This is a genomic window from Aeromonas sp. Marseille-Q7275 (assembly GCF_965119515.1).
The window spans coordinates 110,961-135,701 of the sequence record NZ_CBCPLW010000004.1 but is presented as its reverse complement, the minus strand read 5'-3'; the positions used below and the strand labels follow the sequence as shown (position 1 = coordinate 135,701).

General features: G+C 61.7%; 21 protein-coding genes and 1 pseudogene. 11 read left to right on the top strand and 11 right to left on the bottom strand.

All coding sequences use genetic code 11. The features are described from left to right. Positions 1-223: 223 nt before the first annotated feature. Positions 224-2,521: an FdhF/YdeP family oxidoreductase gene (locus tag ACWPWQ_RS05870; RefSeq protein WP_454009247.1), complete on the bottom strand. Its 2,298-nt coding sequence runs from the start codon at positions 2,519-2,521 to the stop codon at positions 224-226. Beyond that, positions 2,505-3,290: a formate dehydrogenase accessory sulfurtransferase FdhD gene (gene fdhD, locus ACWPWQ_RS05865; protein ID WP_454009246.1), complete on the bottom strand. Its 786-nt coding sequence runs from the start codon at positions 3,288-3,290 to the stop codon at positions 2,505-2,507. The genes ACWPWQ_RS05870 and fdhD overlap by 17 nt, the downstream gene beginning before the upstream one ends. A gap of 161 nt (positions 3,291-3,451) precedes the next feature. Here fdhD and ACWPWQ_RS05860 point away from each other — a divergent pair, with 161 nt between their 5' ends. After that, positions 3,452-4,330 carry a LysR family transcriptional regulator gene (locus tag ACWPWQ_RS05860; protein WP_454009245.1) on the top strand — a complete coding sequence of 293 codons (879 nt, stop codon included), beginning with the start codon at positions 3,452-3,454 and terminating at the stop codon, positions 4,328-4,330. A 102-nt stretch (positions 4,331-4,432) separates the two neighbouring features. Here ACWPWQ_RS05860 and ACWPWQ_RS05855 read toward each other — a convergent pair whose 3' ends face one another. Both ACWPWQ_RS05855 and ACWPWQ_RS05850 read right to left on the bottom strand, forming a co-directional pair. Beyond that, positions 4,433-7,867 carry an ImpA family metalloprotease gene (locus tag ACWPWQ_RS05855; protein WP_454009244.1) on the bottom strand — a complete coding sequence of 1,145 codons (3,435 nt, stop codon included), beginning with the start codon at positions 7,865-7,867 and terminating at the stop codon, positions 4,433-4,435. Between the two features lie 208 nt (positions 7,868-8,075). Continuing rightward, a complete protein-coding gene (locus ACWPWQ_RS05850; RefSeq protein ID WP_454009243.1) occupies positions 8,076-8,927 on the bottom strand; it encodes a type 1 glutamine amidotransferase domain-containing protein in 852 nt (283 codons plus the stop codon). Positions 8,928-9,057: 130 nt separating this feature from the next. On the opposite strand from ACWPWQ_RS05850, the gene ACWPWQ_RS05845 reads away from it, so the two are divergent. From ACWPWQ_RS05845 to yjfF, 5 genes are all read left to right on the top strand, one after another. Then, positions 9,058-9,972, top strand: a complete 915-nt coding sequence (locus ACWPWQ_RS05845) for a LysR family transcriptional regulator (protein ID WP_454009242.1) — start codon at positions 9,058-9,060, stop codon at positions 9,970-9,972. Positions 9,973-10,287: 315 nt separating this feature from the next. Further along, on the top strand, positions 10,288-11,247 hold the full coding sequence (gene ytfQ, locus ACWPWQ_RS05840) for a galactofuranose ABC transporter, galactofuranose-binding protein YtfQ (protein ID WP_454009241.1): 960 nt from the start codon (positions 10,288-10,290) through the stop codon (positions 11,245-11,247). Between the two features lie 89 nt (positions 11,248-11,336). After that, a complete protein-coding gene (locus ACWPWQ_RS05835) occupies positions 11,337-12,803 on the top strand; it encodes a sugar ABC transporter ATP-binding protein (RefSeq protein WP_454009240.1) in 1,467 nt (488 codons plus the stop codon). A 1-nt stretch (position 12,804) separates the two neighbouring features. Then, on the top strand, positions 12,805-13,827 hold the full coding sequence (gene ytfT / locus ACWPWQ_RS05830) for a galactofuranose ABC transporter, ATP-binding protein YtfT (protein ID WP_454009239.1): 1,023 nt from the start codon (positions 12,805-12,807) through the stop codon (positions 13,825-13,827). Beyond that, on the top strand, positions 13,820-14,833 hold the full coding sequence (gene yjfF, locus ACWPWQ_RS05825) for a galactofuranose ABC transporter, permease protein YjfF (protein WP_454009238.1): 1,014 nt from the start codon (positions 13,820-13,822) through the stop codon (positions 14,831-14,833). The genes ytfT and yjfF overlap by 8 nt, the downstream gene beginning before the upstream one ends. 223 nt (positions 14,834-15,056) lie before the next feature. Here the strand turns inward: yjfF and ACWPWQ_RS05820 are convergent, their stop codons facing one another. Continuing rightward, a complete protein-coding gene (locus ACWPWQ_RS05820; protein WP_454009237.1) occupies positions 15,057-15,929 on the bottom strand; it encodes a LysR family transcriptional regulator in 873 nt (290 codons plus the stop codon). Between the two features lie 130 nt (positions 15,930-16,059). Here ACWPWQ_RS05820 and ACWPWQ_RS05815 point away from each other — a divergent pair, with 130 nt between their 5' ends. The 4 genes from ACWPWQ_RS05815 to ACWPWQ_RS05800 all read left to right on the top strand — a co-directional run bounded on the left by ACWPWQ_RS05815 (position 16,060) and on the right by ACWPWQ_RS05800 (position 18,860). Next, positions 16,060-16,686, top strand: a complete 627-nt coding sequence (locus ACWPWQ_RS05815; RefSeq protein ID WP_454009236.1) for an NADPH-dependent F420 reductase — start codon at positions 16,060-16,062, stop codon at positions 16,684-16,686. A 59-nt stretch (positions 16,687-16,745) separates the two neighbouring features. Beyond that, positions 16,746-17,747, top strand: a complete 1,002-nt coding sequence (locus ACWPWQ_RS05810) for an alpha/beta fold hydrolase (protein ID WP_454009235.1) — start codon at positions 16,746-16,748, stop codon at positions 17,745-17,747. Between the two features lie 77 nt (positions 17,748-17,824). Next, positions 17,825-18,007: a tautomerase family protein gene (locus ACWPWQ_RS05805; protein ID WP_043555737.1), complete on the top strand. Its 183-nt coding sequence runs from the start codon at positions 17,825-17,827 to the stop codon at positions 18,005-18,007. A 181-nt stretch (positions 18,008-18,188) separates the two neighbouring features. Then, complete coding sequence (locus tag ACWPWQ_RS05800; protein WP_454009234.1) at positions 18,189-18,860, top strand: alpha/beta hydrolase; 672 nt, start codon at positions 18,189-18,191, stop codon at positions 18,858-18,860. Positions 18,861-19,218: 358 nt separating this feature from the next. Here ACWPWQ_RS05800 and ACWPWQ_RS05795 read toward each other — a convergent pair. After that, a pseudogene (locus ACWPWQ_RS05795) lies at positions 19,219-19,476 on the bottom strand (efflux RND transporter permease subunit); the annotation flags it as partial. 187 nt (positions 19,477-19,663) lie between these two features. On the opposite strand from ACWPWQ_RS05795, the gene ACWPWQ_RS05790 reads away from it, so the two are divergent. Then, entirely contained in the window at positions 19,664-20,557 is an 894-nt protein-coding gene (locus ACWPWQ_RS05790; protein ID WP_454009233.1) for a LysR family transcriptional regulator, read from the top strand. Positions 20,558-20,670: 113 nt separating this feature from the next. Here the strand turns inward: ACWPWQ_RS05790 and ACWPWQ_RS05785 are convergent, their stop codons facing one another. The 5 genes from ACWPWQ_RS05785 to ACWPWQ_RS05765 all read right to left on the bottom strand — a co-directional run bounded on the left by ACWPWQ_RS05785 (position 20,671) and on the right by ACWPWQ_RS05765 (position 24,654). Further along, positions 20,671-21,522, bottom strand: a complete 852-nt coding sequence (locus ACWPWQ_RS05785) for an aldo/keto reductase (protein ID WP_454009232.1) — start codon at positions 21,520-21,522, stop codon at positions 20,671-20,673. A gap of 128 nt (positions 21,523-21,650) precedes the next feature. Further along, positions 21,651-22,712 carry an alpha/beta hydrolase gene (locus ACWPWQ_RS05780; RefSeq protein ID WP_454009231.1) on the bottom strand — a complete coding sequence of 354 codons (1,062 nt, stop codon included), beginning with the start codon at positions 22,710-22,712 and terminating at the stop codon, positions 21,651-21,653. A 105-nt stretch (positions 22,713-22,817) separates the two neighbouring features. After that, positions 22,818-23,405: a flavodoxin gene (locus ACWPWQ_RS05775; protein ID WP_454009230.1), complete on the bottom strand. Its 588-nt coding sequence runs from the start codon at positions 23,403-23,405 to the stop codon at positions 22,818-22,820. 30 nt (positions 23,406-23,435) lie between these two features. Continuing rightward, positions 23,436-24,197 carry a carboxymuconolactone decarboxylase family protein gene (locus tag ACWPWQ_RS05770; protein WP_454009229.1) on the bottom strand — a complete coding sequence of 254 codons (762 nt, stop codon included), beginning with the start codon at positions 24,195-24,197 and terminating at the stop codon, positions 23,436-23,438. Continuing rightward, entirely contained in the window at positions 24,175-24,654 is a 480-nt protein-coding gene (locus ACWPWQ_RS05765) for a (R)-mandelonitrile lyase (protein WP_454009228.1), read from the bottom strand. The genes ACWPWQ_RS05770 and ACWPWQ_RS05765 overlap by 23 nt, the downstream gene beginning before the upstream one ends. Positions 24,655-24,741: the final 87 nt, after the last annotated feature.

Below are 24,741 nucleotides of genomic sequence, written 5' to 3'. Positions count from 1 at the left end.
GCGGCGCTTGGCCACCCTGCCTGGCAGGCGCGTCCGGGTTCAGGTTGCCGGCCGCCCTGCATCAGGGGCCGGAAGAGGGCCGCAGCATAGCGGCATCCCCAGGCCCCGACCACAGCAAGATGGTGCGCCATACAATCGCCGTACAGCTTCGCCAAACGAGAGGCCCGGGCGAATACCTGGCATGAACAAACCCCTGCCTGGGCAGGGGTTCGTGCGCGGATGCTTACAGATTGACGGCGAGGCTGGCGGCCTGTGGCTGGCTTGGGGTCACCAGCACGGGCACCGACTTGGAGGTGGGGGTGAAGGAGCCCTCCCCTATGCTCTCTATGGCCACCAGGGGGTTGGTCTCCGGGTAGTAGGCGGCGATGTTGCCCCTGGGGATCTCGTAGAAGATGACGCTGAAGCCGCGCACCACCCGCTCGCGCCCGTCGTTGCAGATGGCGGTCATGTCCACCTGCTGCTCCTCGGCCAGCCCCAGGCGACGGGCATCCTCCTCGTTCATGAAGACCACGTTGCGCCGCCCCTTGATGCCGCGGTAGCGATCGTCCATGCCGTAGATGGTGGTGTTGTACTGATCGTGGGAGCGCAGGCTCTGGAGCAGCAGCACGGGCTCGCCCACCATCTGCTCGGCGTGGCTGGTGCACTCTGGCAGGATGGAGTCCGGCAAGCGGCTCGCCCGAAATTCTGCGCGCCCGCTCGCGGTATTCCAGCGCAGCAGGGCGGCGCTGTTCTCCAGGTGGAAACCGCAGGGCTCCTCGATGCGGCGGTTGAAGTCGTCAAAGCCGGCGATGGTCTCGGCGATGAGGTTGCGCAGCTGCGCGTAGTCATCCCGCAGCGCCAGCCAGTCCACGAGATCGCGGCCGAGTGTCGCCTCGGCCATGCGCGCGACTATGTCGATCTCAGAGAGACAGAGCGGCGAGACTGGCTCGTTCATGCCGGTGGAGGCGTGCACCATGCTGAAGGTGTCCTCCACGGTGATCTTCTGCACCCCGGCGCGCTGGGTGTCGAGCTCGGTGCGGCCGAGGCAGGGGAGGATCAGGGCATCCTTGGAGACCATGAGGTGGCTGCGGTTGAGCTTGGTGCTGATCTGCACGTTGAGCTCGCTCCTTCGCATCGCCTCATAGGTGAAGTCGGTGTCCGGCGCCGCGGCTGCCAGGTTGCCACCGAGGCAGATGAGCACCTTGCTCTTGCCGCCATGGAGGGCCTTGAGGGCCTCGTAGACGTTGTGCCCCGGCGTGCGCTTGAGGCCCACCGGGAAGCGGCGCTCCAGGCGATCGATAAAGGCGGCGCTGGGTTTCTCGTTGATCCCCATGGTGCGGTTGCCCTGCACGTTGCTGTGGCCGCGCACCGGACAGAGCCCGGCCCCCGGCTTGCCAATCTGGCCGCACATCAGGTGCAGGTTGACGATTTCGCGAATGGTGTCGACCGAGTGCTTGTGCTGGGTGATCCCCATGGCCCAGCAGCTGATCACGCGCTCGCTCTGGGCGAAGATCTGCGCCGCCCGGGTGATCGCCTCGCGATCCAGCCCGGATTGCGCCTCGATCTGATCCCAACCGGTGGCCTTCACCTGGGCCAGGTAGTCGTCAAAGTGCGCCGTGTGCTGCTCGATAAAGGCGAGATCGATGCGTCCCCCCTGCTCTTCCAGGATGTATTTCGCCATGCCGCGAATGGCCGCCATATCGCCGCCAAGCTTTGGCGTGAGGTACTGGTGGCTGATGCGGGTGGCCGCCGGGGTCAGGAGCTCCGCCGGGCTCTGGGGGCTCGCGAAGCGCTCGAGGGCCACCTCTTTCAGGTTGTTGAAGGTGACTATCTGGCACCCCTGGCGCGCCGCCTTGCGCAGGGCGTTCATCATGCGCGGGTGGTTGGTGCCCGGGTTCTGGCCGAAGACGAAGATGGCTTTGGCGGCGTCGAAGTCATCGAGCACCACTGTGCCCTTGCCCACCCCGACAGACTGGATCAGCCCCACCCCGCTCGCCTCGTGGCACATGTTGGAGCAGTCCGGGAAGTTGTTGGTGCCATAGAGGCGGCCGAACAGCTGATAGAGGTAGGAGGCCTCGTTGCTGGCGCGGCCCGAGGTGTAGAACTCCACCTCGTCTGGGCTGGCCAGGCGCTTGAGCTTGTCCGCGATGAGGGCAAAGGCCTGATCCCAGCTTATCGGCTCGTAGTGATCGGTCGCCGGGTTGTAGCGCAGGGGCTCGGTCAGTCGTCCCTGGTACTCGAGCCAGTAGTCGCTCTGGGCAGAGAGGCGGCGCACCGAATGCTCGGCAAAGAAGGCGGCACCCACCGTCTTGCCGGTGGACTCCCAGGCCACCGCCTTGGCGCCGTTCTCGCAGAACTGGAAGGCACCCTGCTTGTTGTCACCCCAGGCGCAGCCGGGGCAGTCGAAGCCGTCGGTCTGGTTGACCCGCAGCAGGTTCTTGATGTTCTGCCGGGTCTTCTGGCTCTGCAGCACCTGCTTGAAGGTGGACTGCAGGGAGGAAAAGCCGCCGGCCTTTGCCGGTTTCTCAATATGACTGGACATGGGAGTCTCCAACGTGATCCTGGGCGCGGGGGCTGGCATAGCAGACCGGGGCATCGGATCTGGGCACATGAATGAGGGTCAGGTTGTATTTCAGGGCCAGTCGCACCGCGAGCTGGCTGGGAGAAGCAAGGCTGATGAGGTGGGCGGCGCCAAATTGCACCGCCTTGTGAATGAGTTCGCTGCCGCAGCGGCTGGTGATGACCAGGGTGGCGGCCTGCGCGGGCTGGCGCAGTTGCATGCCGATAAGCTTGTCCAGGGCATTGTGGCGGCCTATGTCTTCCCGGCAGGCCAGGATCTCGCCGCGCTCGTCCAGCGCCAGGGCGGCATGGAGGGCGCCGCTCTGGCGGGCCTTGCTCTGCCAGGGGGCGATGCGCTCGCGCAAGTCCCGCAAACGCTCGGTATCCAGGGGGGCGCCCGGGGTCAGGGGGGCGAGCTCGGGCAGCGCATGCTCTATGGCCTCCACCCCGCAGATGCCGCAGCCGCTCGCCCCGGCCAGGCGGCGCTTGCGTCGCCCCAGCTCGGCCAGGCAGCGGTTGGCGATGGTGATGTCGAGCACCACCCCCTGCTCGGACGGGGTGCTCTGGATGTCGTGTACATCGTGGTTGCCCCCGATGATCCCCTCGCCAAACAGGAAGCCGATGGCGAAGTCGTCGAGATCATCCGGGGTGGCCATCATGACGGCGTGGTTGATGCCGTTGATGTTGACGGACACGGCCACCTCTTCCACCAGCTCATCCAGCCTGGGCAACCGTGAATTGAATGGGATCATGCGAGACGCTTATAACGTGTATTCGGGCCTCAAGTTTAGATAAGTCGCTCCCCCAAAACCAATGAAACAAATCTATTCACTGATAGACAACCTCTATTGCCATGACGATGTCGATTGATTAACTTTGTCAGCCATCCTCCACGCCAGGCGCTTCCTCTTCGATGAACATCAAGCAGTTGCACTATTTCTACGAGCTGGCCCAGCACCGCCACTTCGCCAAGGCGGCCAAAGCCTGCTTCATCACCCAGCCGACCCTGTCCGCCAGCATCACCGCCCTGGAAAAATCCCTCGGCACCGAGCTGGTGGTGCGCAACAGCCAGTTCGTGGCCCTGACCCAGGCGGGGGAAGTGGTGCTGCGCCACGCCGAGCGCATGCTGCTGGAGCAGGACGCCATGCGCCAGGAGCTGAGCCTGTTTGGCGGCGCGCTGTCGGGGGTCCTGCGCATCGGCATGGTGCCCCAGTCGAGCATCGACATCATGCCGCTGCTCAAGCGCTTCAACGACGCCTTCCCCAAGGTCAGCCTGCGCCTGTCGGTGATGACCCACGGCACCCTGCTCGAGCAGCTGGACCTGCACCAGACCGACATCGGCCTTGGCTTTGACGAGCTGCTCACCGAGCATCAGCGCCGCGCCCTCGACGTCCAGCTTCGCCACCCCAACCCCATGGCCCTGCTGGGGCCCCTGCCCCCGCACCTCGCCCCGAGCCAGCCTCTGAGGCTGGCGGACTTGCAGGATCTCCCCCTGATCCTGCCGAGCGCCACCATGCAGTTTCGCCGCTATTTCGACGAGGCCGCCGCCCGCCAGCAGCTCAGCCTGCGGGTGGTGCTGGAGACAGACTCCCTGTTCCACCTGGCCAACGGGGTGAGCCACGGGCTCGGCTGCGCCGTGGTCAGCGCCGGCATCGCCGCCACCGCCCAGCAGCTCTTCAAGCTGCCCTGCCACCCCCTGGTCGATGCGAGCGCCGGCACCATCGCCTTCATCACCCGAAAACACAGTGTCACCCCGGCCATGAAGGCGTTTCTCGCCCTGCTGCAGGAGTGAGTCACCCCGCAGGGCTACGAGTCTCAATACGAGTACCGCCCGCCTTCTCCAGCAAGCCTGCGCTGACCAAGAAAAAACGCCCCTGAGGGCGTTTTTTCATTATTAGGGAATAGGACAGCTGGCCGGCGATCCATGGTCGCGAGGCCAGAGGGTGCTCCCATCCGTCCTGGAGAGGGGCAGGAATGTCAGCCCCTCGCTCATGTTGGCGGGCGGGAGATCGTCCTCCAGCACGTACATCCCCATGGGCAGGACGCCCGAGGGCTGGTTCGCCTCCACCTGATCGGCGGCGAGGCGCGAGTAGCGCAGACCCAGCAGATCGAAGTGGCTGCGCCAGTCCAGGCCGGTTAGCCTGCCGAGGGCGACCAGCATGAAGTCGTTGCCCGGTATGTCTCGCACCTGCTTGCCGCCATAGACCCCATGCCCCTGGAAGGGGAAGAGGCCAAAGCCGAGCCTGTCCCTGTTGGCATTCCAGTCGCTCTCGTTGTCGGCAACGGCGCCGAAGATCCGTGAATGCTGGTAGAGCAGGGTGAAGATATTGAAGCCGTTGTTCAGGCGGGTGCCGTCCGCCAGCCTCATGCCGTGGGCGCGCAGTGCCATCTGGATATAAAACGCCATGCGATAGCCGTTGTGGACCGCATAGGCATTGCTCTGCCAGGGCGCCTCGTAGCGACTCTCCCCCGCATCCAGCACCTTGCAGTTGGCCCCCAGCACCACCCGGTTGCCGCTCTTATCCTTCACCCCGGCCGCGTCGGACATGAAGGCGTAGAACAGATCCTTGTGATTCATGTGACCATCTTTGATGGGCGCCGTGTTGCCGTCGCGCAGATAGTGGGCCTGCCACTTCACCACATAGGGGAAGATGTTGTTGGAGTTCTCCCCGGCCCGGCTGCCATAGCCGCGCCAGTTGTCAGCATCGCTGGCGGCGGCGTAATGCACATTCAGGCGCTGGGTTTGCAGATTGTGGCCCAGCTCGTGATTGTCCAGCCAACCGGTCGGGCTGATGCTGCCGGAAGAGTCCCAGGGGTTGCCGCTGCAGCCGACCCCGCAATGGGCATTCTGGTCGTAGTTGGCATGCTGGATGATGGTACGGGTATGCAGTGACTCGTCGAGACACTGATCCCCCAGCAGCGCGACACAGGCGCGCCTGACCTCGTCGGGCAGCGACTCCTCCAGGCGCTTGCCCTGGATCTTGAAACCCGCCAGGGTGTAGACGCTGTTGATATGATCCCGGGAGATGCTGTCCAGCAGGGCATCGGTGTCGGCAATGGCCCCCCCGATGGCCCCGGTGAAGCGATCCCGGCGCAGATGCTGCTCGGCGCCATCGGCCCTGAGATCGACATGGGGCAGCTCGGTCTGCTCCAGCCGCTCGTTGAAGTCCCGGATCTGCTGCTCATCACTGAAGTCCAGAATGGCTGGATGGCGGGTCACGCCGGTGGCGGCCACCTCCACTTGCAGCGTCCCGTCTCCCCCCTCCAGATAGAGATAGACAGGGCCCCCATAGGGGGAGGTGAAGCTGACGCTGCCGCCCTTGTTAAGAGGAAGCCGCCCGCTGGCCAACTCCAGCGGCGCCCGATAGACCTTCTGCTCATAGGCCCTGTTGGTGTTGGGTCTGTGGTAATTGAGCCGAATGGTAGCGGAAACATCCGCAGTATCCGTGCGACTCAGGGTGATACGTTGCCCCGGCAGGGCATACCAGCCCGTCGAGGTCCACTGCCCGGAATAGGGCACCGAGATGCGGCGGCTGTCGCTGATGACGGCGGGATAGGCGTAATGGGCCTGATCTCCCTTGAACACCTGGCTGCGATCGACGACGTACTCCCCCAGATCGGGCTGGGCCGGGTTGCGAACACGGGCATAGCTCACCAGCCAGTCGGCAAACATCGCCCGCTGCCAGGCCTGATGCTCGTCCCAGGCGATGGGGTAATCGATGGCGACGCGGTATTTGTCGGCCAGCAGCAGGCTGGCTGGCAACAGCGCCAAGCCGCCCTGGGCGAAGGGGCTGATCCCCGCCTTGTCCAGGGTGATGGCGGCATTCCTGAGCCAGTCGGCGCCATTCTTGAACTGCGCATTGAACTCATCGACCCCCCCGCAGTTGAGGAAGTTGCCGCTGCAGGCATCCAGCCATTGGGTGCTGAATTTCCCCTCCTTAAGGTTGCTCAGCAGCGTATCGACCGCCATCAGCTGGGGATCTGGCGCCATGATGGTGCTCGCCGCCAGATTGCTGACCTTGAGCTTCGACCAGTAGTTGCCCCAGGGCACCAGCCCCATCTCCAGATAGAGGGGCGCCAGCAGGGGGCTCGCCTCTCGCCGGTAGTTGGAGAGCAGCAGCGGGATCCCGGCGGCCTTCGCCTTGGCGATGACCTGGGCTATGCCCTGGTACCCCAGCCCCTGGCGATCGAGGTCGCTTATCACGATGAGATCCGGCGCCATGCGGTCGATGCAGGCGCCGAGGGCCTGATAATCGCACTCATCGGCCTGGTTGATGCTGTGCGCGTCCGGATACATGGCCTTGAGCCAGTCCCGGATCCCCTCGTTATGGGGGAAATACCAGCTGTCGGCGCGACTCGGCATCTGGGCGGTCAGGATGCGAAGACCATCGTCATCACTATCCCTCCCCCGGGTCAGCCAGCCGATCAGCCCCCTGAGCAGCGCCTCGCTCTGGGGCGTGCGATCTACCGCAAACAGGTTTGCCCCCATGGCTGCCCGGCGATAGTCATCTTGCTCGGAGACCATCACCAGGCCGCGGATCTCGCTCTCCCCCTTGCCATTGATGTTGGAAGGGAGCAGGGACACGGTGTGTTCGGGCTGGAAGCTGGAGAAGGTGATGGAGTCGTGGCTCGGGTTCCAGCTGATGGCATCCAGACCCCGATAGAGGGTACTGACCAGTTCGGTGCGACGCGCCTCACTGTCGGCGATGGCGCCACGGGCATGGGCGATCAGCTCCATCTCGCTGGCGAGGGCGTGATCCTCATGGTCAATGGCATGGGCGGCATGCTTGATGAAGCGAGCCGACACCTGACAATCGGCGCCCATGGGAGCTGTGATGTAGTCGTGACCCTGCAGGGTGCCGTCGCAGCCCTCTATGCTATCCAGCACGAAGCCGGCGTCGGGTGCTACGGTGAAACGCCCCCGTTCACCGGCGCTCAGGCGCAGGCTGGCCGGGGTCAGCCGTCCACCCTGGCTGCTGCGGGTGGTGGCCTCGAAATAGACGGGGGCCGTCTCCTGAGTGAAGCTCGCCGAGACCTGGCAATCGCCGCGCATGGGGCCCGTGGTATAAGTGAGGCCGTCCAGCGTCCCCTCACAACCCACAATCTGCGCCAACACATAGCCTGCGTCGGGTGCGACGGTGAAACTGCCCTGCTCACCGGCGCTCAGGCGCAGGCTGGCCGGGCTCAACTGTCCACCCTGGGTGCTCTGGGTGGATGCCTCGAAATACGTTGTTATCGTGGGGGGAATGGCATCGTCTTTCCCGCCCTCTCCACCCCCGCATCCGTTCATGGCAAGGGCCAGCAAGGGTGTGAGAATGACTCTTCTCATCTTCTATCCTCCTCTCTACCAGGCTGTTTGGGGCGGGCAGTGTAGGGGGCGTGCTGCGTAATTTCAACCCTGAACGAATCCCATTTTAGGCTCCGACCGACCGGGCTCTCCTTCCCTCTCCTGGCGGTACTTCACTCCCCCGGGGCGGTCGACCCCGCAAGAGAATGACAGCCCTTTTCCATGACGGGCCGGGCTGCGCAAATCGTGTTCAGTTCGCCTCGGTGCCCTTGTCCAGCGCCGCGATGAAGGCGCTTGCCAGGACGTGGTCCGAGAAGGGATTCTGGCCGGTGATGAGTTCGCGATCGACCACCACGCCGGGCTGCCAGGGGGCCACAAACTGCATCTTGCCACCGGCCCGGGCCATGGCCTGCGCCGGGTAGTAGCGCAGCCTGTCGCCCTTGAGCGAGCCTTCAAACACCGCCTCTTCCTCGTCGGAGAAGATGGTCATCCTGTAACCGTCGTAGATCCACTCCCTGGCGCCGTCCGCCTTGCCTGCGATGACCGACTGCTCGAACCCGGCCGGATCCCCCTGCGCCGCCAGCAGCGCGATGGGGCCGTGGCAGATGGCCGCCGTGGGCTTCTGGTGTTCGTGGAAGTAGCGCAGCAGGGTGCCCACCTCCGGATCCGTGGCGAGATCGATGAGGGGGGCGTGGCCGCCGGGAATGAAGAGGCCGGCATAGCGCTCGGGGCCGGATTGCAGCACCTCCTTCAGGGAGAGCACCTTGCCGGCGCCAAGCAGCCCCTCCACGACGGCGCCGATGCGCGCCATCGCCTGCGGGTCGCCGCCAAAGTACTGGGGATCGACGGAACTCTTGTCGGCAACGGGCCGGTTCCCTCTCGGGGTCACCGGGGTCAGGGTGTAACCGGCCTCCAGCAGGGCGGCGGCAGGCACCCCCAGTTCATTCTGGTAGAAGCCGGTGGTCAGGCTCTTGCCCCCTTGCAGCGGCAGTGCGGTCTCGCTCGAGAGCAAAACCAGGATCTCTCCCTTGGACGCCGCACTGGCCGCGGCCGAGGTCGCCAGCAGCAGTGACGCCAGCAGGGCCTTGAGGGTGTTCTTCATCTTGATACTCCTTGGAATGGACAGTGATCGCTCGGGCGGCAAGGGCGCCGCGCTGGATGAAGAATTTACCTATTACCTTGCTGCGGATAAACTGACGCCATTGAACTTGTTTATTTACATGGATGAACATATGTCCCGCGCCTTCGACCCCGTTCAGCTCGGCAGCATAGAGCTCTTTTGCAAGGCGGCCGAGCTTGGCAGCTTCACCGCCACGGCGCAGGTGCTGGGGGTGACGCCGGCCTCGGTGAGCCGCTCCATCCAGCGCATCGAAGCCAGGCTCGGCGTCAAACTCTTCAATCGCACCACCCGCAGCGTGCGCCTCACCCACGACGGTGAGCTCTATCGGGCGCAGTGCCAGCAGGCCCTCGATCAGATCGCCGAGGCCGAGCGGGCCATCACCGGACGCCAGCACCACCCTAAGGGGCTGCTGCGCATCAGCGTGGGCACCGTCTATGCACACCATCGCCTGGTGCCCCTGCTGCCCGGCTTCATGGCCGCCTATCCCGAGATCGAGCTGGAACTCAATGTCTCGAACAGAAACATCGACTTCGTGGAGGATGGTTACGATCTCGCCATTCGTCTGGGTGAGCCGCGCGACTCCCGGGTGATCGCCCGCAAGCTGGAGGAGGCCAGCGTCGGGGTCTTCTGCTCCCCCGACTATGCCGCTCGCCGCCCCGCGCCAACCTCCCTGGAAATGCTGTCGCAACATGATCTGATCCAGTTCATCACCCCCAGCACGGGGCGCCCCTTCCCCTGGAGCTTCATCGATGAGAAGGGGCTGCCGGTCGAGGTCAGTCTCCACAGTCGGCAGCGGGTGCTGGAGGATGTGCTGGCGGGTCTTGGCTGGGCGGTGGCTGGCGGGGGTCTGTTCCAGATCTACCATTTCGTGGCGGCAGAGGCGCTGTGCCAGGGCAAGCTGGTGGAGGTCATGACCCCCTTTGCGGGGCGATCCCGCCCCTTCTACGCCCTCTATCCCCAGCATCGCCACCTCTCGGCCCGGGTGCGGGCCTTCGTGGATTACCTGCTGGCGGCGGTGCGCCCCTGAGACAAGGGTCCCTCGCCCTTTCCTTTCTCCATACCTGTGCACCAGGCTTGGCCTGATTTATGGCCAAGCCGGGTGGCATCCACGGCGCCGGCTCTGGACACCATGGCTGCCGGAATAAATAAATATGCAGAGAAATCAGCATAAGCCTCGCGCCATATATGAACTTGTCTGCTGTTTGTATGAAGCATCGTGCTGCTGAAAATTTTCTGTGAGCCACCTCCCGTCGTTAAACCCAAGAGCCTATAACCTTGACCCGAACAATAAAAACCTGACGCGTTCCGGTTTATTTCACCATGCATCACAAAGGAGTGTCACATGTATAAGAAAGTGAAACTGGCGGGCATTATCAGCACCCTCATTCTCTCTGCCTCTGCATATTCTGCCGAGATGACGGTGGGCTTCTCTCAAATAGGCTCTGAGTCCGGCTGGCGGGCGGCGGAAACCTCGGTCGCCAAGAGCGAAGCGCAAAAACGCGGCATCACCCTGAAAATTGCCGATGCCCAGCAGAAACAGGAGAACCAGATCAAGGCCATTCGCTCCTTCATTGCCCAGGGGGTGGATGCCATCTTTATTGCCCCCGTGGTGCAGACCGGCTGGGATCCGGTATTGCAGGAGGCAAAAGAGGCCGAGATCCCGGTGTTCCTGCTGGATCGCAATATCACGGTGAAAGATGATGCCCTCTTCATGACGGGGGTCGCCGCAGACAGCGTCCACGAAGGGGCCGTGGCGGCCCAGTGGCTCATCAAGCAGCAGGATGGCAAGGCCTGCAATGTGGTGGAATTGCAAGGCACAGTGGGGGCCAGCGTGGCGCTGGATCGCAAGAAAGGCTTCCTCGATACGGTCGCGGCCGTGCCCACCATCAAGATCATCCGCACCCAGTCAGGGGACTTTACCCGCAGCAAGGGCAAGGAGGTGATGGAGAGCTTCATCAAGGCGGAGAATAACGGCAAGAATATTTGCGCCGTCTACGCCCACAACGACGACATGGCCATCGGTGCCATTCAGGCTATTAAAGAAGCCGGGCTGAAACCGGGCACGGATATCAAGATCATCTCCATCGATGGCGTGCCGGATATTTTCAAGGCGATGATGGCAGGTGAAGCCAATGCCTCGGTGGAATTGACGCCGAATATGGCAGGCCCCGCCTTCGATGCCCTGCTGGCTTATAAAAAGGACGGCACCCAGCCCCCCAAACTTATCAAGACGGAGTCTATTCTGTTCGAGCCAGAAAGTGCCGAGGCCCAGCTCGCGCTGAAAAAAGACATGGGTTATTAATGCCGCTCGCCCGCTGAGCCAGCCTGTTCAATAACACGCCATATCGGCAACGTTGCGATATGGCGCGTTATATCGGAGAGCCCCTATTCATGTCAGAAAATACTCAGGATGTGCTGTTGAACGCCCGCGGTATCTGCAAGATCTTTCCCGGGGTGCGTGCCCTGCATCAGGTGGACTTCTCCCTGCGCCGGGGAGAGATCATGGCGCTGCTCGGCGAGAACGGCGCCGGCAAGTCCACCCTGGTCAAGACCCTCACCGGCGTCTACCAGCCCGACGGGGGGCGCATCGAACTCGATGGCGTCCCCATCTCCCCGACGGACACAGCCCACGCCCAGCGCCTGGGGATCGGCACCGTCTATCAGGAGGTCAACCTGCTGCCGAACATGTCGGTGGCGGACAACCTCTTCATCGGCCACGAACCCCGCCGTTTCGGGCTCATCGACAGAGCCGCCATGACCCGGCAGGCCAGGGCCATCATGGCGGGTTACGGCTTCGAGATGGATGTCACCCTGCCTCTGGGTCACTATTCGGTCGCCATGCAGCAGATAGTGGCCATCGCCCGGGCCATCTCCCTGTCCGCCCGGATCCTGATCCTGGACGAGCCCACCGCCAGCCTGGATGCCAGCGAGGTGCAGATGCTCTTCTCCCTGATGGGGAGCCTGCGGGATCAGGGGGTGAGCCTCATCTTCATCACCCATTTTCTCGATCAGGTCTACGCCATCAGCGATCGCATCACAGTGCTTCGCAACGGCGAGCTGGTCAAGATGATGCTGGGGCGCGAGCTTGACGACAACGCCCTCAAGCGGGCTGGCAAGACGTTGCGCAGCAACCAGCCCACGGTGTCGTTCAGGGGCTACGGCAAGCGCGGGGTCCTGGCCCCTTTCAGTCTCGATGTCATGCCCGGGGAGATAGTGGGCCTCGCCGGCCTGCTCGGCTCTGGTCGCACCGAGACCGCCGAGTTGATGTTCGGCATAGTGCCAAGCGACAGCGGCGAGTGCCGGGTGCGGGGCAAAGCGGTGACCATCCGCTCTGCGCGCCAGGCGGCCGCCAACGGTTTTGGTTTCTGCCCGGAGGATCGCAAGAGCGCCGGCATCATCGCCTCTGCCTCGGTGCGCGAGAACATGGTGCTGGCCCTGCAAGCCCAGCGGGGCTGGCTGCGCCCCCTGCCCCGCAAGGAGCAGGACGAGATCACCGCCCGCCTCATCGAGCAGCTGGCCATCAAGACCCCGGGGCCGGAGCAGCCCATCCAGTTTCTCTCCGGGGGCAACCAGCAGAAGGTGCTGCTGGCCCGCTGGCTGCTCACCAGGCCCCAGTTCCTGATCCTGGACGAACCCACCCGGGGCATAGACGTGGGGGCCCACGCCGAGATCATCCGCCTCATCGAATCCCTCTGCGCCAACGGGCTGGCCCTGCTGGTCATCTCCTCCGAGCTCGAGGAGCTGGTGGGCTATGCCGATCGGGTGATCGTCCTTCGCGACAGAAAGCAGGTGGCAGAGCTTGCGACGGACGCCCTCAGCGTCCCTGCCATCATGAACGCCATTGCATGTGAGGCCTGATATGACGTCATCCACCCTCCCCCTCCCTGGCGGGCCGACGCCCCCCCGCAGAGCGCTGCCCACGGGCTCGGCCCAGTGCGCCGCCCTGCTCTGCGTGCTGCTCATCAATGCCCTGGTCGCCGACAACTTCTTCGCCATCCATATCCAGGATGGGCGGCTGTTCGGCAGCCTCATCGACATCCTCAACCGCTGCGCCCCCGTGGCCCTGCTCGCCCTCGGCATGACCCTGGTGATCGCCACCGGCGGCATCGATCTGTCGGTGGGGGCCGTCATGGCCATCAGCGGGGCCACCATGGCCAGCCTGGCCACTGGCGGTCACAGCCTGCCGGTCATCGTCGCCTCCGTGCTTGGGGTGGGTTTGCTGTGCGGCCTGTGGAACGGCCTGCTGGTGGCGGTGTTCAAGATCCAGCCCATAGTCGCGACCCTGATCCTCATGGTGGCGGGCCGGGGCATCGCCCAGCTCATCACCGAAGGGCAGATCATCACCTTCAACAACGAGGCCCTGGCCTGGATCGGCAGCGGCGCCCTCTGCTATCTGCCCACCCCCGTCATCATCACTCTGGGGATGGCGCTGCTGCTGTGGCTGCTGACCAAGCGCACCGCCCTCGGCCTCTTCATCGAGGCGGTGGGGATCAACATCAAGGCCGCCAAGAACGCCGGGCTCAACACCCCCATGGTGGTGATCGCCACCTACCTGCTGAGCGGCATCATGGCCGCCGTCGCCGGCATGATAGTCGCCGCCGACATCCGCGGGGCCGATGCCAACAACGCCGGACTCTGGCTGGAGATGGACGCCATCCTGGCGGTGGTGATTGGGGGCACCTCCCTGATGGGGGGGCGCTTCAACCTCGCCCTCTCCCTGGTCGGCATACTGATCATCCAGGGGGTGAACACCGGGATCCTGCTCTCCGGCTACCAGCCCCAATGGAACCAGATCGTCAAGGCCATGGTAGTGCTGGCGGTGCTGGTCATGCAGTCGCCAGCCCTCAACCACCTGTTCCAGCGAGGGACTCGCCATGTTTAAACGCAACCTCCCCCTGATGGTGACCATCATGGTCTTCGTGCTGGGCTATCTGCTCTGCCTGGCCTCCTTCCCGGCCTTCATGTCCACCCGCATCATCTGCAACATACTGACGGACAACGCCTTCCTCGGCATAGTGGCGGTGGGCATGACCTTCGTCATCCTCTCGGGGGGCATAGATCTGTCGGTGGGAGCCGTCATCGCCTTCACCGGCGTGCTGCTGGCCAAGCTCATCGGGGATCTGGGGGTCAGCCCCATGCTGGCCATCCCCCTGGTGCTGGTGCTCGGAGCGGGCTTTGGCGCCCTCATGGGCTGGCTCATCGACACCCTGAAGATCCCCGCCTTCATCATCACCCTGGCGGGCATGTTCTTCCTGCGAGGGGCCAGTTTTCTTATCTCCGAGCAGTCCCTGCCCATCGATCACCCCAGCTTCACCTACCTGTCGAGCCTGTCGTGGAAGCTGCCGGGGGGCGGACGCCTGAGCCTGCTGGCCCTCATCATGCTGGCGGTGGTGGTCTTCGGCATCCTGCTCGCCAACCGCACCCGCTTTGGCAACAACGTCTACGCCATCGGCGGCAACGCCACCTCGGCGGCCCTGATGGGGATCTCGGTGCGCCACACCACCATTCGCATCTACCTGCTCTCCACCACCCTGGCGACCCTGGCGGGCATCGTATTCGCGCTCTACACCTCGGCGGGTTATCCGCTCGCCGCCGTCGGGGTGGAGCTCGATGCCATCGCCGCCGTGGTCATCGGCGGCACCCTGCTGAGCGGCGGCGTGGGCACCGTCTTCGGCTCCCTGTTCGGGGTGCTGATCCAGGGGTTGATCCAGACCTACATCAACTTCGACGGCACCCTCAGCTCCTGGTGGACCAAGATCATCATAGGCCTGCTGTTGTTTAGCTTCATCGCCCTGCAGCGCCTGCTGATCCTGGTCTCGGAACAGCGCAAGGCCGGCAAGCCCACCCCCTTCAAGCGGCAGATCCCCATTGTCACTAACCATGAGTGAGACGGCCACTGGGCGCGTGCCATGTCCCCTGCCCAGTGGTCTCCAGGCGAAGGGGCCTGCACAGCAGCATGCCCCGCCAGATCAAGGGTCAGGCGCGCAAACCAGTAAGGGTCGATTCCCCTCGCCCCAGAGATACTGCGGCATCTCTCCCAGTGGGAAGATACTGGTAATGCCCCCATATCATCCCTAACGCTGACTACAGTGTGGCTCGCGCCAGAGAGCCTTAAGCATCCGGTCCGAAGTTCGCAATGGCAAATTCGATGAAGCTGCGGAGTTTGGGGGTCATGCGACGATCCGGGGCATACAGGATGTGCATTGGCAATGTTGGTGCGTGGTATTCAGGCAGCAATGTGACCAGCTGCCCGGATGCGAGATATGGCTGAACAATTTCAAAGGGTTGCAGCAAAACGCCTACGCCGGCGATTGCAGCAGCCATTAAAGCCTCTCCACTATCCACCATCAAACGGCCTGAGACAGGGACAGTCACCGTTCCCTCAGGCCCGATCAAGGTCCACCGCTTACTCAATTCTGGGTGCAGGTAACCTAGACACTCCTGCCGTGAAAGATCCTGCGGCGTATTGATTGGCCCTCGCGCCGCCAGATAACCGGGGGCTGCGCACAGGATCAGTCGATAGGGTGCCAGTTGCCGAGCAATCAAGCCGCTATCCGTCAATTCACCAATACGAAAGACGACGTCGTATCCTTCATCAACAACATCGACCAGCCGGTTGGTCATGGATAACTCCAGCGTCACCTCAGCGTTGGCCTTCAGATAGTCGGGAAGCTTTGGTGAAAGCGCATGAATGCCGAACGTCACCGGGGCGTTGATTCGCAGCCGCCCACGGGGGGTTGCCCGGGTTTCTGCCGCCAGTCCTTCTGCCGCCTCGACGTCCGCCAGAATGCTTTTAGTCCGCTCGTAAAACTCGCGACCAATATCGGTCAGGTGTTGCCGGCGCGTGGTGCGATTGAGCAAGCGAACTCCCAGATGTTGTTCCAGCATCTGCACATGTTTTCCGACCAGTTGGGAGGACATTCCAAGCGCATTCCCTGCCGCAGAAAAGGAGCCGAGTTCGACGGCTTTGGTGAATACCGTCATGCTTAACAACCTGTCCATTAGAAACACCCTGTTTCAGGTATTGGTGAATTTTGACAATTTATCCCACAAAAGCTCAAGTCGTATAGTGGCAACAGTTGATCTAGCCCTCTCAAGTTCAAGGAGTTGCAAAATGAAAGTTGCCATCATCGGTACCGGAAACATGGCCAGCGGCCTGGCAAATACGTTGGCAGGAGCCAACCACAATGTCGTCATCGGCAGCCGCGATCCGGCCAAAGCCGCCGCACTCGCAGAAAAAGTGGGACAGGAGTCCCAAGGTGGCAGCATTGCTGTCGCAACCCGGCTGGCAGACATAGTGATCCTGGCCATTCCCTACGGCGGTGCTGCCGATGCCCTCAAGGAGGCAGGGGATCTTGCCGGTAAGGTTCTGGTCGATATCAGCAACCCGATCAGCGCCGACTACAAGGAGCTGGTGATCGGCCACACCACCTCCGCCGCCGAAGAAATCCAGGCCCTAGCGCCTAAGGCCAATGTCGTGAAGGCATTCAACACTATCTTTGCCCAGTTGCTGCCGTCCGAGGCCCGCCAAGGCAAGATGCTCCAGGTGTTGATCGCTGGCGATGACGAGGCGGCCAAATCTCAGGTGTCCGCACTGGCTCAATCGATGGGTTTCGAGGCGGTCAATGCTGGCCCGTTGAGCAATAGCCGGTTTATCGAGCCTATTGGTGAAATGAACATTCACTTTGGCTACTTCCTCGGCAAAGGCCCGACCGTGGCACCGGCCTGGGTACAGGTATAAGTTACTCATCGGGATGCCATGGCCAGCGTTGGAATGACCCTGGCATCCCGACAAGGGTCATGATGAAACCTTTCATTCGTTCGGCACTGATTACGCTGTCATTGCTCATCTCGCACGGCTTGGTCAACGCAGCTCCGGCCATAGAGGTTCTGGGTAAGGACTACAGCTTCCCCCACAAGCTGGTAGGCTTGCCAACCAAGCTATCAGACTTCCGGGACTTGCAAATCAACGCTTTCACAACCAGCGATGGCGTAAAACTGCGCTATTGGGAGGCTGGTTCGGGCAAACCCTTGGTGTTCATTCCAGGCTGGTCGGCCAGCGGCGCTGAATACATCAACGTGCTCTATCTGCTCAGCAAGCGTTACCACGTTTATGTGCTTGATCCCCGTAATCAGGGACTGTCGCAGCACGTCGAATACGGCAGTCGCATCACTCGCCTCTCGGTCGACCTAAAGGAGTTCACTGAACACCTCGGTTTGCAGACAGCGGATTACTGTGGCTGGTCGATGGGCGCGGCTGTCCTGTGGGGTTATATCGACCTCTTCGGCACGAAGAGTATTCAAAAGGTGGTCTTCGTCGACGAACCGGTTTCCATCTATTCTCATGCCGACTGGACCGAACAGGAACGGCTCGACGCTGGCGGCATGACGTCATCGGTTGAACGCATGGTGGCAACCTTCACCACCGGAGCACCGACAAACCAATTGGTGGTCGATATGAAGGTTGTCGAGCGAGCCATGGTCAACGATTCGCCGTACTACGAGAACTCGACCGCTTTCGCGCACGAGTTTGTCAAAACCGATCCGAAGTACACCGCCAAGGTGCTGTTCGATCACACCACGAATGACTGGCGCGACGTGATCCGCCACAAGATCGACATACCGACAGCCATCTTCTCTGGCGAATACAGCAACAACTTGCCTAGTCAACGCTGGATGGCTTCCGTCATACCGAATGCGAGGCTCTATGCCTATACCCGGTCTGAGCAAGGCGACCACTTCCTCATGTTCAAGAACCCGTTCAAGTTCTCGCAGGACCTGCATGCCTTTCTTGAACGTTAAGCCAACCATGACTCTCCGGCTCCCCCGGTGGGTCAACCGCTAAGCAAACATCCATTTTTCACCCTAAGGAGAATTTTATGCCCGTCGTACGTGTTACCTGGTTTGAAGGTAAAGAAACCGCCACTAAACAAGTCGTTGCCGCTGAGATTACGGAAAGCATTGTCCGCAATACAGGAACGGACCCGAAGTACATCTACGTGATTTTCGAAGACGTGGCGCCATCTGATTGGGCCGGTGAAGGGAAACTGTTCGGCAGCTGACACCAAACCTTTTCAGGCTGACGATGACGGTGCGATCAAATGGTCGCACCGTGTAAATAAGAAACTGGCGCAACGACCCGGAAGAGCATTGATGGCCAGTCTTGCAGCCGGCTTGCACTAGAAATTCGGATTGGGTGCTCGGTGTCGTTGCCACGCAGCATCTTGGAATAGAGACACAACCATGAACATAGATTTTTCTCCCCTGATAGACGATCTCCCCCTCGCGTATCGCTACCGTCCTGCCGTGGGTCAGCCAATTGGTCTGGTGATACTGATGCATGGGGTCGGCAGCAATGAGGACTCCTTGCTTGGCCTCGCAAGCTTCATTCCTGAAAACCTTTCTGTCGTTTCGGTTCGCTCCCCTTTGACCATGGCGCCTGGGGCGTACTCCGCATTCTCGGTCAGTTTCACGGCAAACGGCCCCAAAATCGACACAGCAGCGGCTGAAGCAAGCCGGCAACGGCTCCTCCGGTTTATTCCCGAGCTGCAACTACGTTATGGCACTGCATCTGATCAAACCCTGATTGCCGGATTTAGCCAAGGGGGCATAATGTCAGCCAGCCTTGCACTGACCGCCCCCAAATGCGTTCGTGGCTTTGCCATTCTTTCTGGGCGCATCCTGCCGGAAATTGAGCCTCTCATCGCCCGGTCTGAAGATCTGCAACACCTGTCTGCGCTTGTGATACATGGTAAAAACGATGATCGACTGCCGTATTTCTGGGCCGAGAAAAGCACTGAGTTGCTTCAGTCACATGGCATCCCATTTCATCTGCTGAATTATGGAATTGGGCATGAAATTACCCGTGAGGTGGCTATTGATTTTGCAGCCTGGGTTCGCAACATTTTGCTTTGAGGGCTGCATCGATGATGTCTGACAAAGCCTTTGGCACCTCGCCATCCCCCATTGCACACCACTTGTCACAGCATTCGCACAGATACCGGGCGCTCTCAGCCGATACAACTCCGTGACAAATCCAACTTCGGGCTCCATCCGTAACAGACAGAGTCAACTCAAGCGCAACAAACCTCGTTTGCGCATAAAGGAAAAGCGGGGCAATTCAGACATCCATTTGCACATTGGCTCAATATCGGGCGGTTGTCGTTTCGAACTCAGGCCAGAGTAAACCCATACTTTATGGCGGTAGTATTCCCAGTCAAAAGAGGCCCATTGGGCCTCTTTATATAGGTTCATTGCTCAGCAGCCAGGCTCACTACTCCATGTTCTGGTCTCCATGGCTCACCAGCGGGCGATTGCCTGCGAGGCGCCGCAGCAGCACATAGAAGAGCGGGGTCAGGAACAGACCGAACAGGGTCACCCCTATCATGCCGGAGAAGACCGCCACTCCCATGGCCGATCGCATCTCGGCACCGGCGCCACTTGCCAGCACCAGGGGCAGCACCCCCATGATGAAAGCCAGCGAGGTCATCAAGATGGGTCGCAGCCGCAGCCTGGCGGCGTCGATGGCGGCAATGCGGTGAGCACCGACTGGTGTTCAGTGACGGCAGTGTACTGGTTGCTGGATAACGTGATTAGACGGGATAATCAGAATGGGTTTATGAGAAAATCTCATTAATTTACGCTAGTAATGATGCCGAGTCGGCGGTTACCCTGCCGGCACGCACCTCCCTCTATCAAGACCTTCGGCAGGGCAACTCATGGCAAAAACCAACTACAACGACTTGATCTCCTTCATGGCGGTGGCAAGAGAAGGCAGCTTTACCCGCGCGGCGGCTCACCTGGGGGTATCCCAGTCCGCCCTGAGCCACGCCATGCGGGGGCTGGAGGAGCGACTGGGCATTCGGTTGTTGACCCGGACCACGCGCAGCGTCTCCCCAACCCCGGCGGGCGAGCGGCTGCTTGAACGCCTGCAGCCGCATTTTGAGGGGATAGAGGATGAGATCTCGGCGCTCAACGAGCTCAAGGACAAACCCGCGGGCTTGATCCGTATCACTACCGCCGAGCATGCGGCAGACACCTACCTGTGGCCGCGCATATCGCCGCTGCTCAAGGAGTACCCGGACATTCAGGTAGAAATCGATATCAACTACGGCCTGACCAACATAGTCGAGCAGAAGTTTGATGCGGGGATCCGGTTGGGGGAACAGGTGGAGAAAGACATGATTGCGGTGCGTATCAGCCAGGATATGCAGATCGTCGTGGTGGCCTCCCCCGACTATCTCTCCCGCAACCCGGCCCCCCACACCATTCAGGATCTGGCGGCTCATCAATGCATCGGCCTGCGGCTGCCCACCTATGACAACCTGATGCTGTGGGAGTTTGAGCAAGATGGCCAACCCATCAAGGCCCATGTACAGGGTCAGTGCATCTTCAACACAGGCACGCCCGTACTGCACGCCGCACTGGCAGGCCACGGTCTGGCTTATCTGCCTTCAGACATGGCCGAACCCCATCTGGCCACAGGGGCGCTGATCTCGGTACTGGCCCCCTATTGCCCACGCTTCCCCGGGTATCACCTCTACTACCCCAGCCGACGCCAGAACTCTCCCGCCTTTCGGCTGTTCCTGGACGCCGTGCGCTTGCGGGCATGATGCCGCCCCTCTCCGGCCGTGGGCACTGTGTTCCCTCAGCAGGAAAAACGGTTGGCGGCGAACCGCGCCACCCACCGTCTGTCATCTCCCGACGCCATTGCTGATTGCCCTGGTCAGACGTCGAGCTTGCGCTGGGTCAGCCACTCCACCATGGCGGGATCGCGGTGAGAGAAGAAGGCGCTGGTCGCCGTATCCAGCGCGGCGATCTGCACCATCTCGTCCTGACTGAGTTCGAAGTCGAGGATGTCGAGGTTTTCCTCCATTCTCTCCTTGCGCACCGACTTGGCCAGCGACGCTATGCCGCGCTGGAAGATCCAGCGCAGCACCACTTGTCCCACGCTCTTTCCCCGTTTCGCGCCGATGGCGGTCAGTACCGGGTGTTGGAACAGACCATTTCGGCCCTCGGCGAAGGGGGCCCACGCCTGTGGCTGTATCTGTCGACTCTGCATCCAGGGGGCGGCATGCAGCTGCTGATTGAAGGGGTTCACCTCTATCTGGTTGACGGCAGGCACCACCTTGTTGAACGCCATGAGATCCGCCAGCCGATCCGGCTGGAAGTTGCTGACGCCGATTGCCCGGATCTTGCCGGCTTGCTGCAACTCCTCCATTGCCCGCCAGGCGCCGTGGACATCCCCGTAGGGCTGATGGATGAGATAGAGATCCACATAATCGAGCTGCAGGCGGTTCAAGGAGCGATCGAACTGCGCCTTGGCTCCCTCGTAGCTGGCGTCTTGCAACCAGAGCTTGGTGGTGACAAAGAGCTCGTTGCGCCCGATGCCGCTCTGCCTGATCCCGTTCCCGACCTGAGTCTCATTCTGATAGGAGGCGGCGGTATCGATCAGCCGATAGCCGGTGTCTATGGCCTCGATGACGGCGCGCTCGCACTCTGCCGCGTCCGTCATCTGGAAGACACCAAACCCCAGCAGGGGCATTTCTATACCGTTATTGAGTCTGACTGTGTGCATGACTATATCCTTCCGATAGTGTGTACCCAGCATAACGCAAGGGGATTGACGAGATTAGACCCGGGATCTTGCTAGGGTTTATTAGCAATATTCATGAATCGCGTCATTACCCTTGCTGTCTCCCGTGGTTATTGCAGACCCTTCTCTTTCAGGAACTGGCTGACCAGATCGGCGATCTGCACATTGTTCAGATCGGAGAAGGGGAAGTGGGTGTTACCCTTGATGCCGATTTCGGGCAAGTGAACGACGGTGACATCCCCCCCATGCTGGTTGACCTGATCCCGCCACTGGCGAGCCATCGCCAGCCTGACTCGCCAGCTGTCCTGGGCGGGCATGGCGGTCGGTTTGTCCGGGATGTTGTCGCCATACAGGATCAGCACCGGGATCCTGGTCAGGCTCATGAACTGCGCCATCGCCACCGGCTCCCCCTTCAGGGTATCGAACGCGCTCGGCATGGGGGCTGGCAACGCCTGCTCAGGGAAGAGGAAGCCACTGCCTGGTTCGAACGCGACTATGGCCTTCACCTTGTTGCTTTTTATGGCGGTATGCCAGCCAGGTCCGCCCCCCTGGGAGTGGGTGAACAGGATGGCAGGACCACTCTTGTCCAGCACCGCCGCCATGGCATCGGCGATGACGTTGGCATCAAAGGGCCCTGTGTTGGGGGTCATCTGGCGAAAATACTGGTTCAGCACAGCTTGATCCTGCGAGAACTGGACGCCTTTGAAATAATCCGGCCAGACGCCGAGACGGAACTGATTGAACCACAACTGCTCATCCGGATTGGGGGCCACTGCCCCCTCCACCATGCTGCGACCCGCGCTGCCTCTGCGGGGCTGATCGACCAGATAGGTCGCAAACCCCCGGCGCAGGAACAGGGTCTGGAAACCTTCCCGGCCATCCGGCGTGGTCTGCCAGGTACGGGAAGACTGGCCAGCGCCGTGGAGCATGACGATCGGATACGGGTGCGGGTTGGACGGGATCTGATAGAAGACGCTGGCGTGATCCCCATGGTAGGTCTGACCGGCAGGGTCCAGTGGTTTCCTGGGGTCAAAGGTGCCGGGTGCGGTGACGACGGCGCCCCCTGCGGCAAAGCTGCCTTGCTCCTGGATAACCAGGGGATCGGCATGAGCGGGGGCCACCAGCACCCCCGCCAGCATGCAAAAAAGCAATGATTTACTGAGTCTCTTCATGGTTGTGTTCCCTTGTTTGGCCTGTGGCCTCAATCCTGTTTACATGGATGAACATCACCTGTCGCCCTCACGACGATGACCTGTCTGCCTCGCCCAAAGATGAGATCAACTCCCTCCGGCCTCCAGCCACCGGGCGACTGTCTCGGTCGTTCGCCTCTCCTGATCGCACTCCATGATCAGTGGCGCATCTCGCCTGGCACCTGACGCCAGTCTGGTGAGTACCGCCTCGCTATCCCCGATGCCATAGCCACCGTGGGTGATGAAAGGCACGAGTCGCTTACCCGCCAGATCATGGCCGCTCAGGAAGCTCTTGACCACGGGGGGAACCGTCATCCCCCAGACGGGAAAGCCGACATAAAGGGTGTGATAGCCCGCCATGGTGGCGGACTGTTTCAGTGCGGGAGTCAGCCCAAGATCCCGCTCACGCTGTGCCTGCGCGACGGTCTGGAAGTAATCCGCCGGATACGGGCTCGCTGGCGCTATCTCGAACAGATCGGCTTGCAGCGTGCGCTGGATCACCCCCGCGATCACCCGTGTATTGCCGCTTCGGGAGAAATAGGCGACCAGAATACTGCCGTTGGGTTGTCGCACCTGCGCGCTGGCGATGGCCTGCCCCAGGGGAAGGTTCACCAGCGTCAAGCCCGGCAGCGCCGCCAGCAGCTTCCTTCGGGTGGGGTCATGGTGATCTGACATGCTGCCTGCTCCTTGGTAACGTCCACTGCCCTATTTGGTCGCGGCCAGCGCCTGCTGCAGTGCCTTCTGTGCCCGGGTGGCGGCATCGACCTCGCCCTGTTCGCGCAGCAGTTGCACCACCTGATGCAATTGACCGGCGCTCAGGCCGACCCGTTGGCTGGCACGCATATGGGACAGCAACTGTGCCTCCACCCCTGGCATGGAAGCCAATGCCCCTACCGTCGCCAGTTCACGGCTCTGCCAGTCCAGGTTGTCGCGAGCGAAAATATCGCCAAACAGGTGCGTCTGCAGGTACTGGTTGATCACTGGGGCAAACTCAAAGAGCGGACCCTGTACCGGTGCGCCCGAGATCCTGGTCTGGTTGGCAGTCCCCACTCGGCGCAGTTCCTCACCGACCGGGATGGGGGTGACGGGCTCTTTTCCCAGAGGATCGTTGATGCCCCGAGCCTTGCGAGCCTCGACAACTTTCATCAACTCATTCAAGGCATTCAGACTGCGAGGAAAACCGGCATAAGCATAGAGCTGAACGAGCACCTCCTTGGCTTCATTCACCGTCAACCCGGCATCCAGACCCCGATTGAGGGCATCTCGTAGCCTCTCCATGTTGCTGGTCGCCATCGCCGAGGCGATCAAGGGTATGGCCTGCTGGCGCGTGGTCAGGGTGTCGGTCACGGATCCTTGCTGGCTCACCTGGGTGGCTCCCTCATTGGCGGCCACCCCGTAGGGCAGTCCAGTGCCAAGAAGCAACAGCACTGCTGCCGTGATCGCCTTAATGTGCCTGGTATTGTTCATCTGTCACCTTCTCCATCCATTCAACACTCTTGCCGTCCACATTGCCGGTCACCGCCAGATGCGTCATCGCACTGCCGGGGGTGGCACCATGCCAATGCTTGACCCCGGGTGGGCAGGAGACGACATCACCGGGACGGATGATCTGTACCGGTTGACCCTCCTGCTGGGTCAAGCCGACCCCCGAGGTCACAATGAGCCGCTGCCCTGCCGGGTGCCTGTGCCAGGCCGAGCGCGCCCCGGGCTCGAAGGTGACCTGAGCACCCGATACCGGGATAGCCTGGTCGGCCGTGAAAAGCGGATCGACCCGGACCCGGCCGGTAAAGTTGTCCGCCGAACCGTACACCGCCGCCTGGCTGCCCGCGACGGCGATGCCGGTGGCTGCACCTTGCTCCGCCGCAATGGCGACGCAACTCATAAGCGGCAGCAGCAGTGCGAAATAACGCATTTTTCCTGACATGAAACGAGATCCCTTTAGTGAGTGAGCCTGGGGTTAAACCACTGCCATGCTAGCAAGCACGAGATGTCGTCAGGCTGACCCCAGGCT

What these genes read in the sequence shown, in the direction of transcription:
- ACWPWQ_RS05870 (WP_454009247.1), bottom strand. Translation starts at nt 2,521, where the DNA reads ATGTCCAGTCATATTGAGAAACCGGCAAAGGCCGGCGGCTTTTCCTCC.
- fdhD (WP_454009246.1), bottom strand. Translation starts at nt 3,290, where the DNA reads ATGATCCCATTCAATTCACGGTTGCCCAGGCTGGATGAGCTGGTGGAA.
- ACWPWQ_RS05860 (WP_454009245.1), top strand. Translation starts at nt 3,452, where the DNA reads ATGAACATCAAGCAGTTGCACTATTTCTACGAGCTGGCCCAGCACCGC.
- ACWPWQ_RS05855 (WP_454009244.1), bottom strand. Translation starts at nt 7,867, where the DNA reads ATGAGAAGAGTCATTCTCACACCCTTGCTGGCCCTTGCCATGAACGGA.
- ACWPWQ_RS05850 (WP_454009243.1), bottom strand. Translation starts at nt 8,927, where the DNA reads ATGAAGAACACCCTCAAGGCCCTGCTGGCGTCACTGCTGCTGGCGACC.
- ACWPWQ_RS05845 (WP_454009242.1), top strand. Translation starts at nt 9,058, where the DNA reads ATGTCCCGCGCCTTCGACCCCGTTCAGCTCGGCAGCATAGAGCTCTTT.
- ytfQ (WP_454009241.1), top strand. Translation starts at nt 10,288, where the DNA reads ATGTATAAGAAAGTGAAACTGGCGGGCATTATCAGCACCCTCATTCTC.
- ACWPWQ_RS05835 (WP_454009240.1), top strand. Translation starts at nt 11,337, where the DNA reads ATGTCAGAAAATACTCAGGATGTGCTGTTGAACGCCCGCGGTATCTGC.
- ytfT (WP_454009239.1), top strand. Translation starts at nt 12,805, where the DNA reads ATGACGTCATCCACCCTCCCCCTCCCTGGCGGGCCGACGCCCCCCCGC.
- yjfF (WP_454009238.1), top strand. Translation starts at nt 13,820, where the DNA reads ATGTTTAAACGCAACCTCCCCCTGATGGTGACCATCATGGTCTTCGTG.
- ACWPWQ_RS05820 (WP_454009237.1), bottom strand. Translation starts at nt 15,929, where the DNA reads ATGACGGTATTCACCAAAGCCGTCGAACTCGGCTCCTTTTCTGCGGCA.
- ACWPWQ_RS05815 (WP_454009236.1), top strand. Translation starts at nt 16,060, where the DNA reads ATGAAAGTTGCCATCATCGGTACCGGAAACATGGCCAGCGGCCTGGCA.
- ACWPWQ_RS05810 (WP_454009235.1), top strand. Translation starts at nt 16,746, where the DNA reads ATGATGAAACCTTTCATTCGTTCGGCACTGATTACGCTGTCATTGCTC.
- ACWPWQ_RS05805 (WP_043555737.1), top strand. Translation starts at nt 17,825, where the DNA reads ATGCCCGTCGTACGTGTTACCTGGTTTGAAGGTAAAGAAACCGCCACT.
- ACWPWQ_RS05800 (WP_454009234.1), top strand. Translation starts at nt 18,189, where the DNA reads ATGAACATAGATTTTTCTCCCCTGATAGACGATCTCCCCCTCGCGTAT.
- ACWPWQ_RS05790 (WP_454009233.1), top strand. Translation starts at nt 19,664, where the DNA reads ATGGCAAAAACCAACTACAACGACTTGATCTCCTTCATGGCGGTGGCA.
- ACWPWQ_RS05785 (WP_454009232.1), bottom strand. Translation starts at nt 21,522, where the DNA reads ATGCACACAGTCAGACTCAATAACGGTATAGAAATGCCCCTGCTGGGG.
- ACWPWQ_RS05780 (WP_454009231.1), bottom strand. Translation starts at nt 22,712, where the DNA reads ATGAAGAGACTCAGTAAATCATTGCTTTTTTGCATGCTGGCGGGGGTG.
- ACWPWQ_RS05775 (WP_454009230.1), bottom strand. Translation starts at nt 23,405, where the DNA reads ATGTCAGATCACCATGACCCCACCCGAAGGAAGCTGCTGGCGGCGCTG.
- ACWPWQ_RS05770 (WP_454009229.1), bottom strand. Translation starts at nt 24,197, where the DNA reads ATGAACAATACCAGGCACATTAAGGCGATCACGGCAGCAGTGCTGTTG.
- ACWPWQ_RS05765 (WP_454009228.1), bottom strand. Translation starts at nt 24,654, where the DNA reads ATGTCAGGAAAAATGCGTTATTTCGCACTGCTGCTGCCGCTTATGAGT.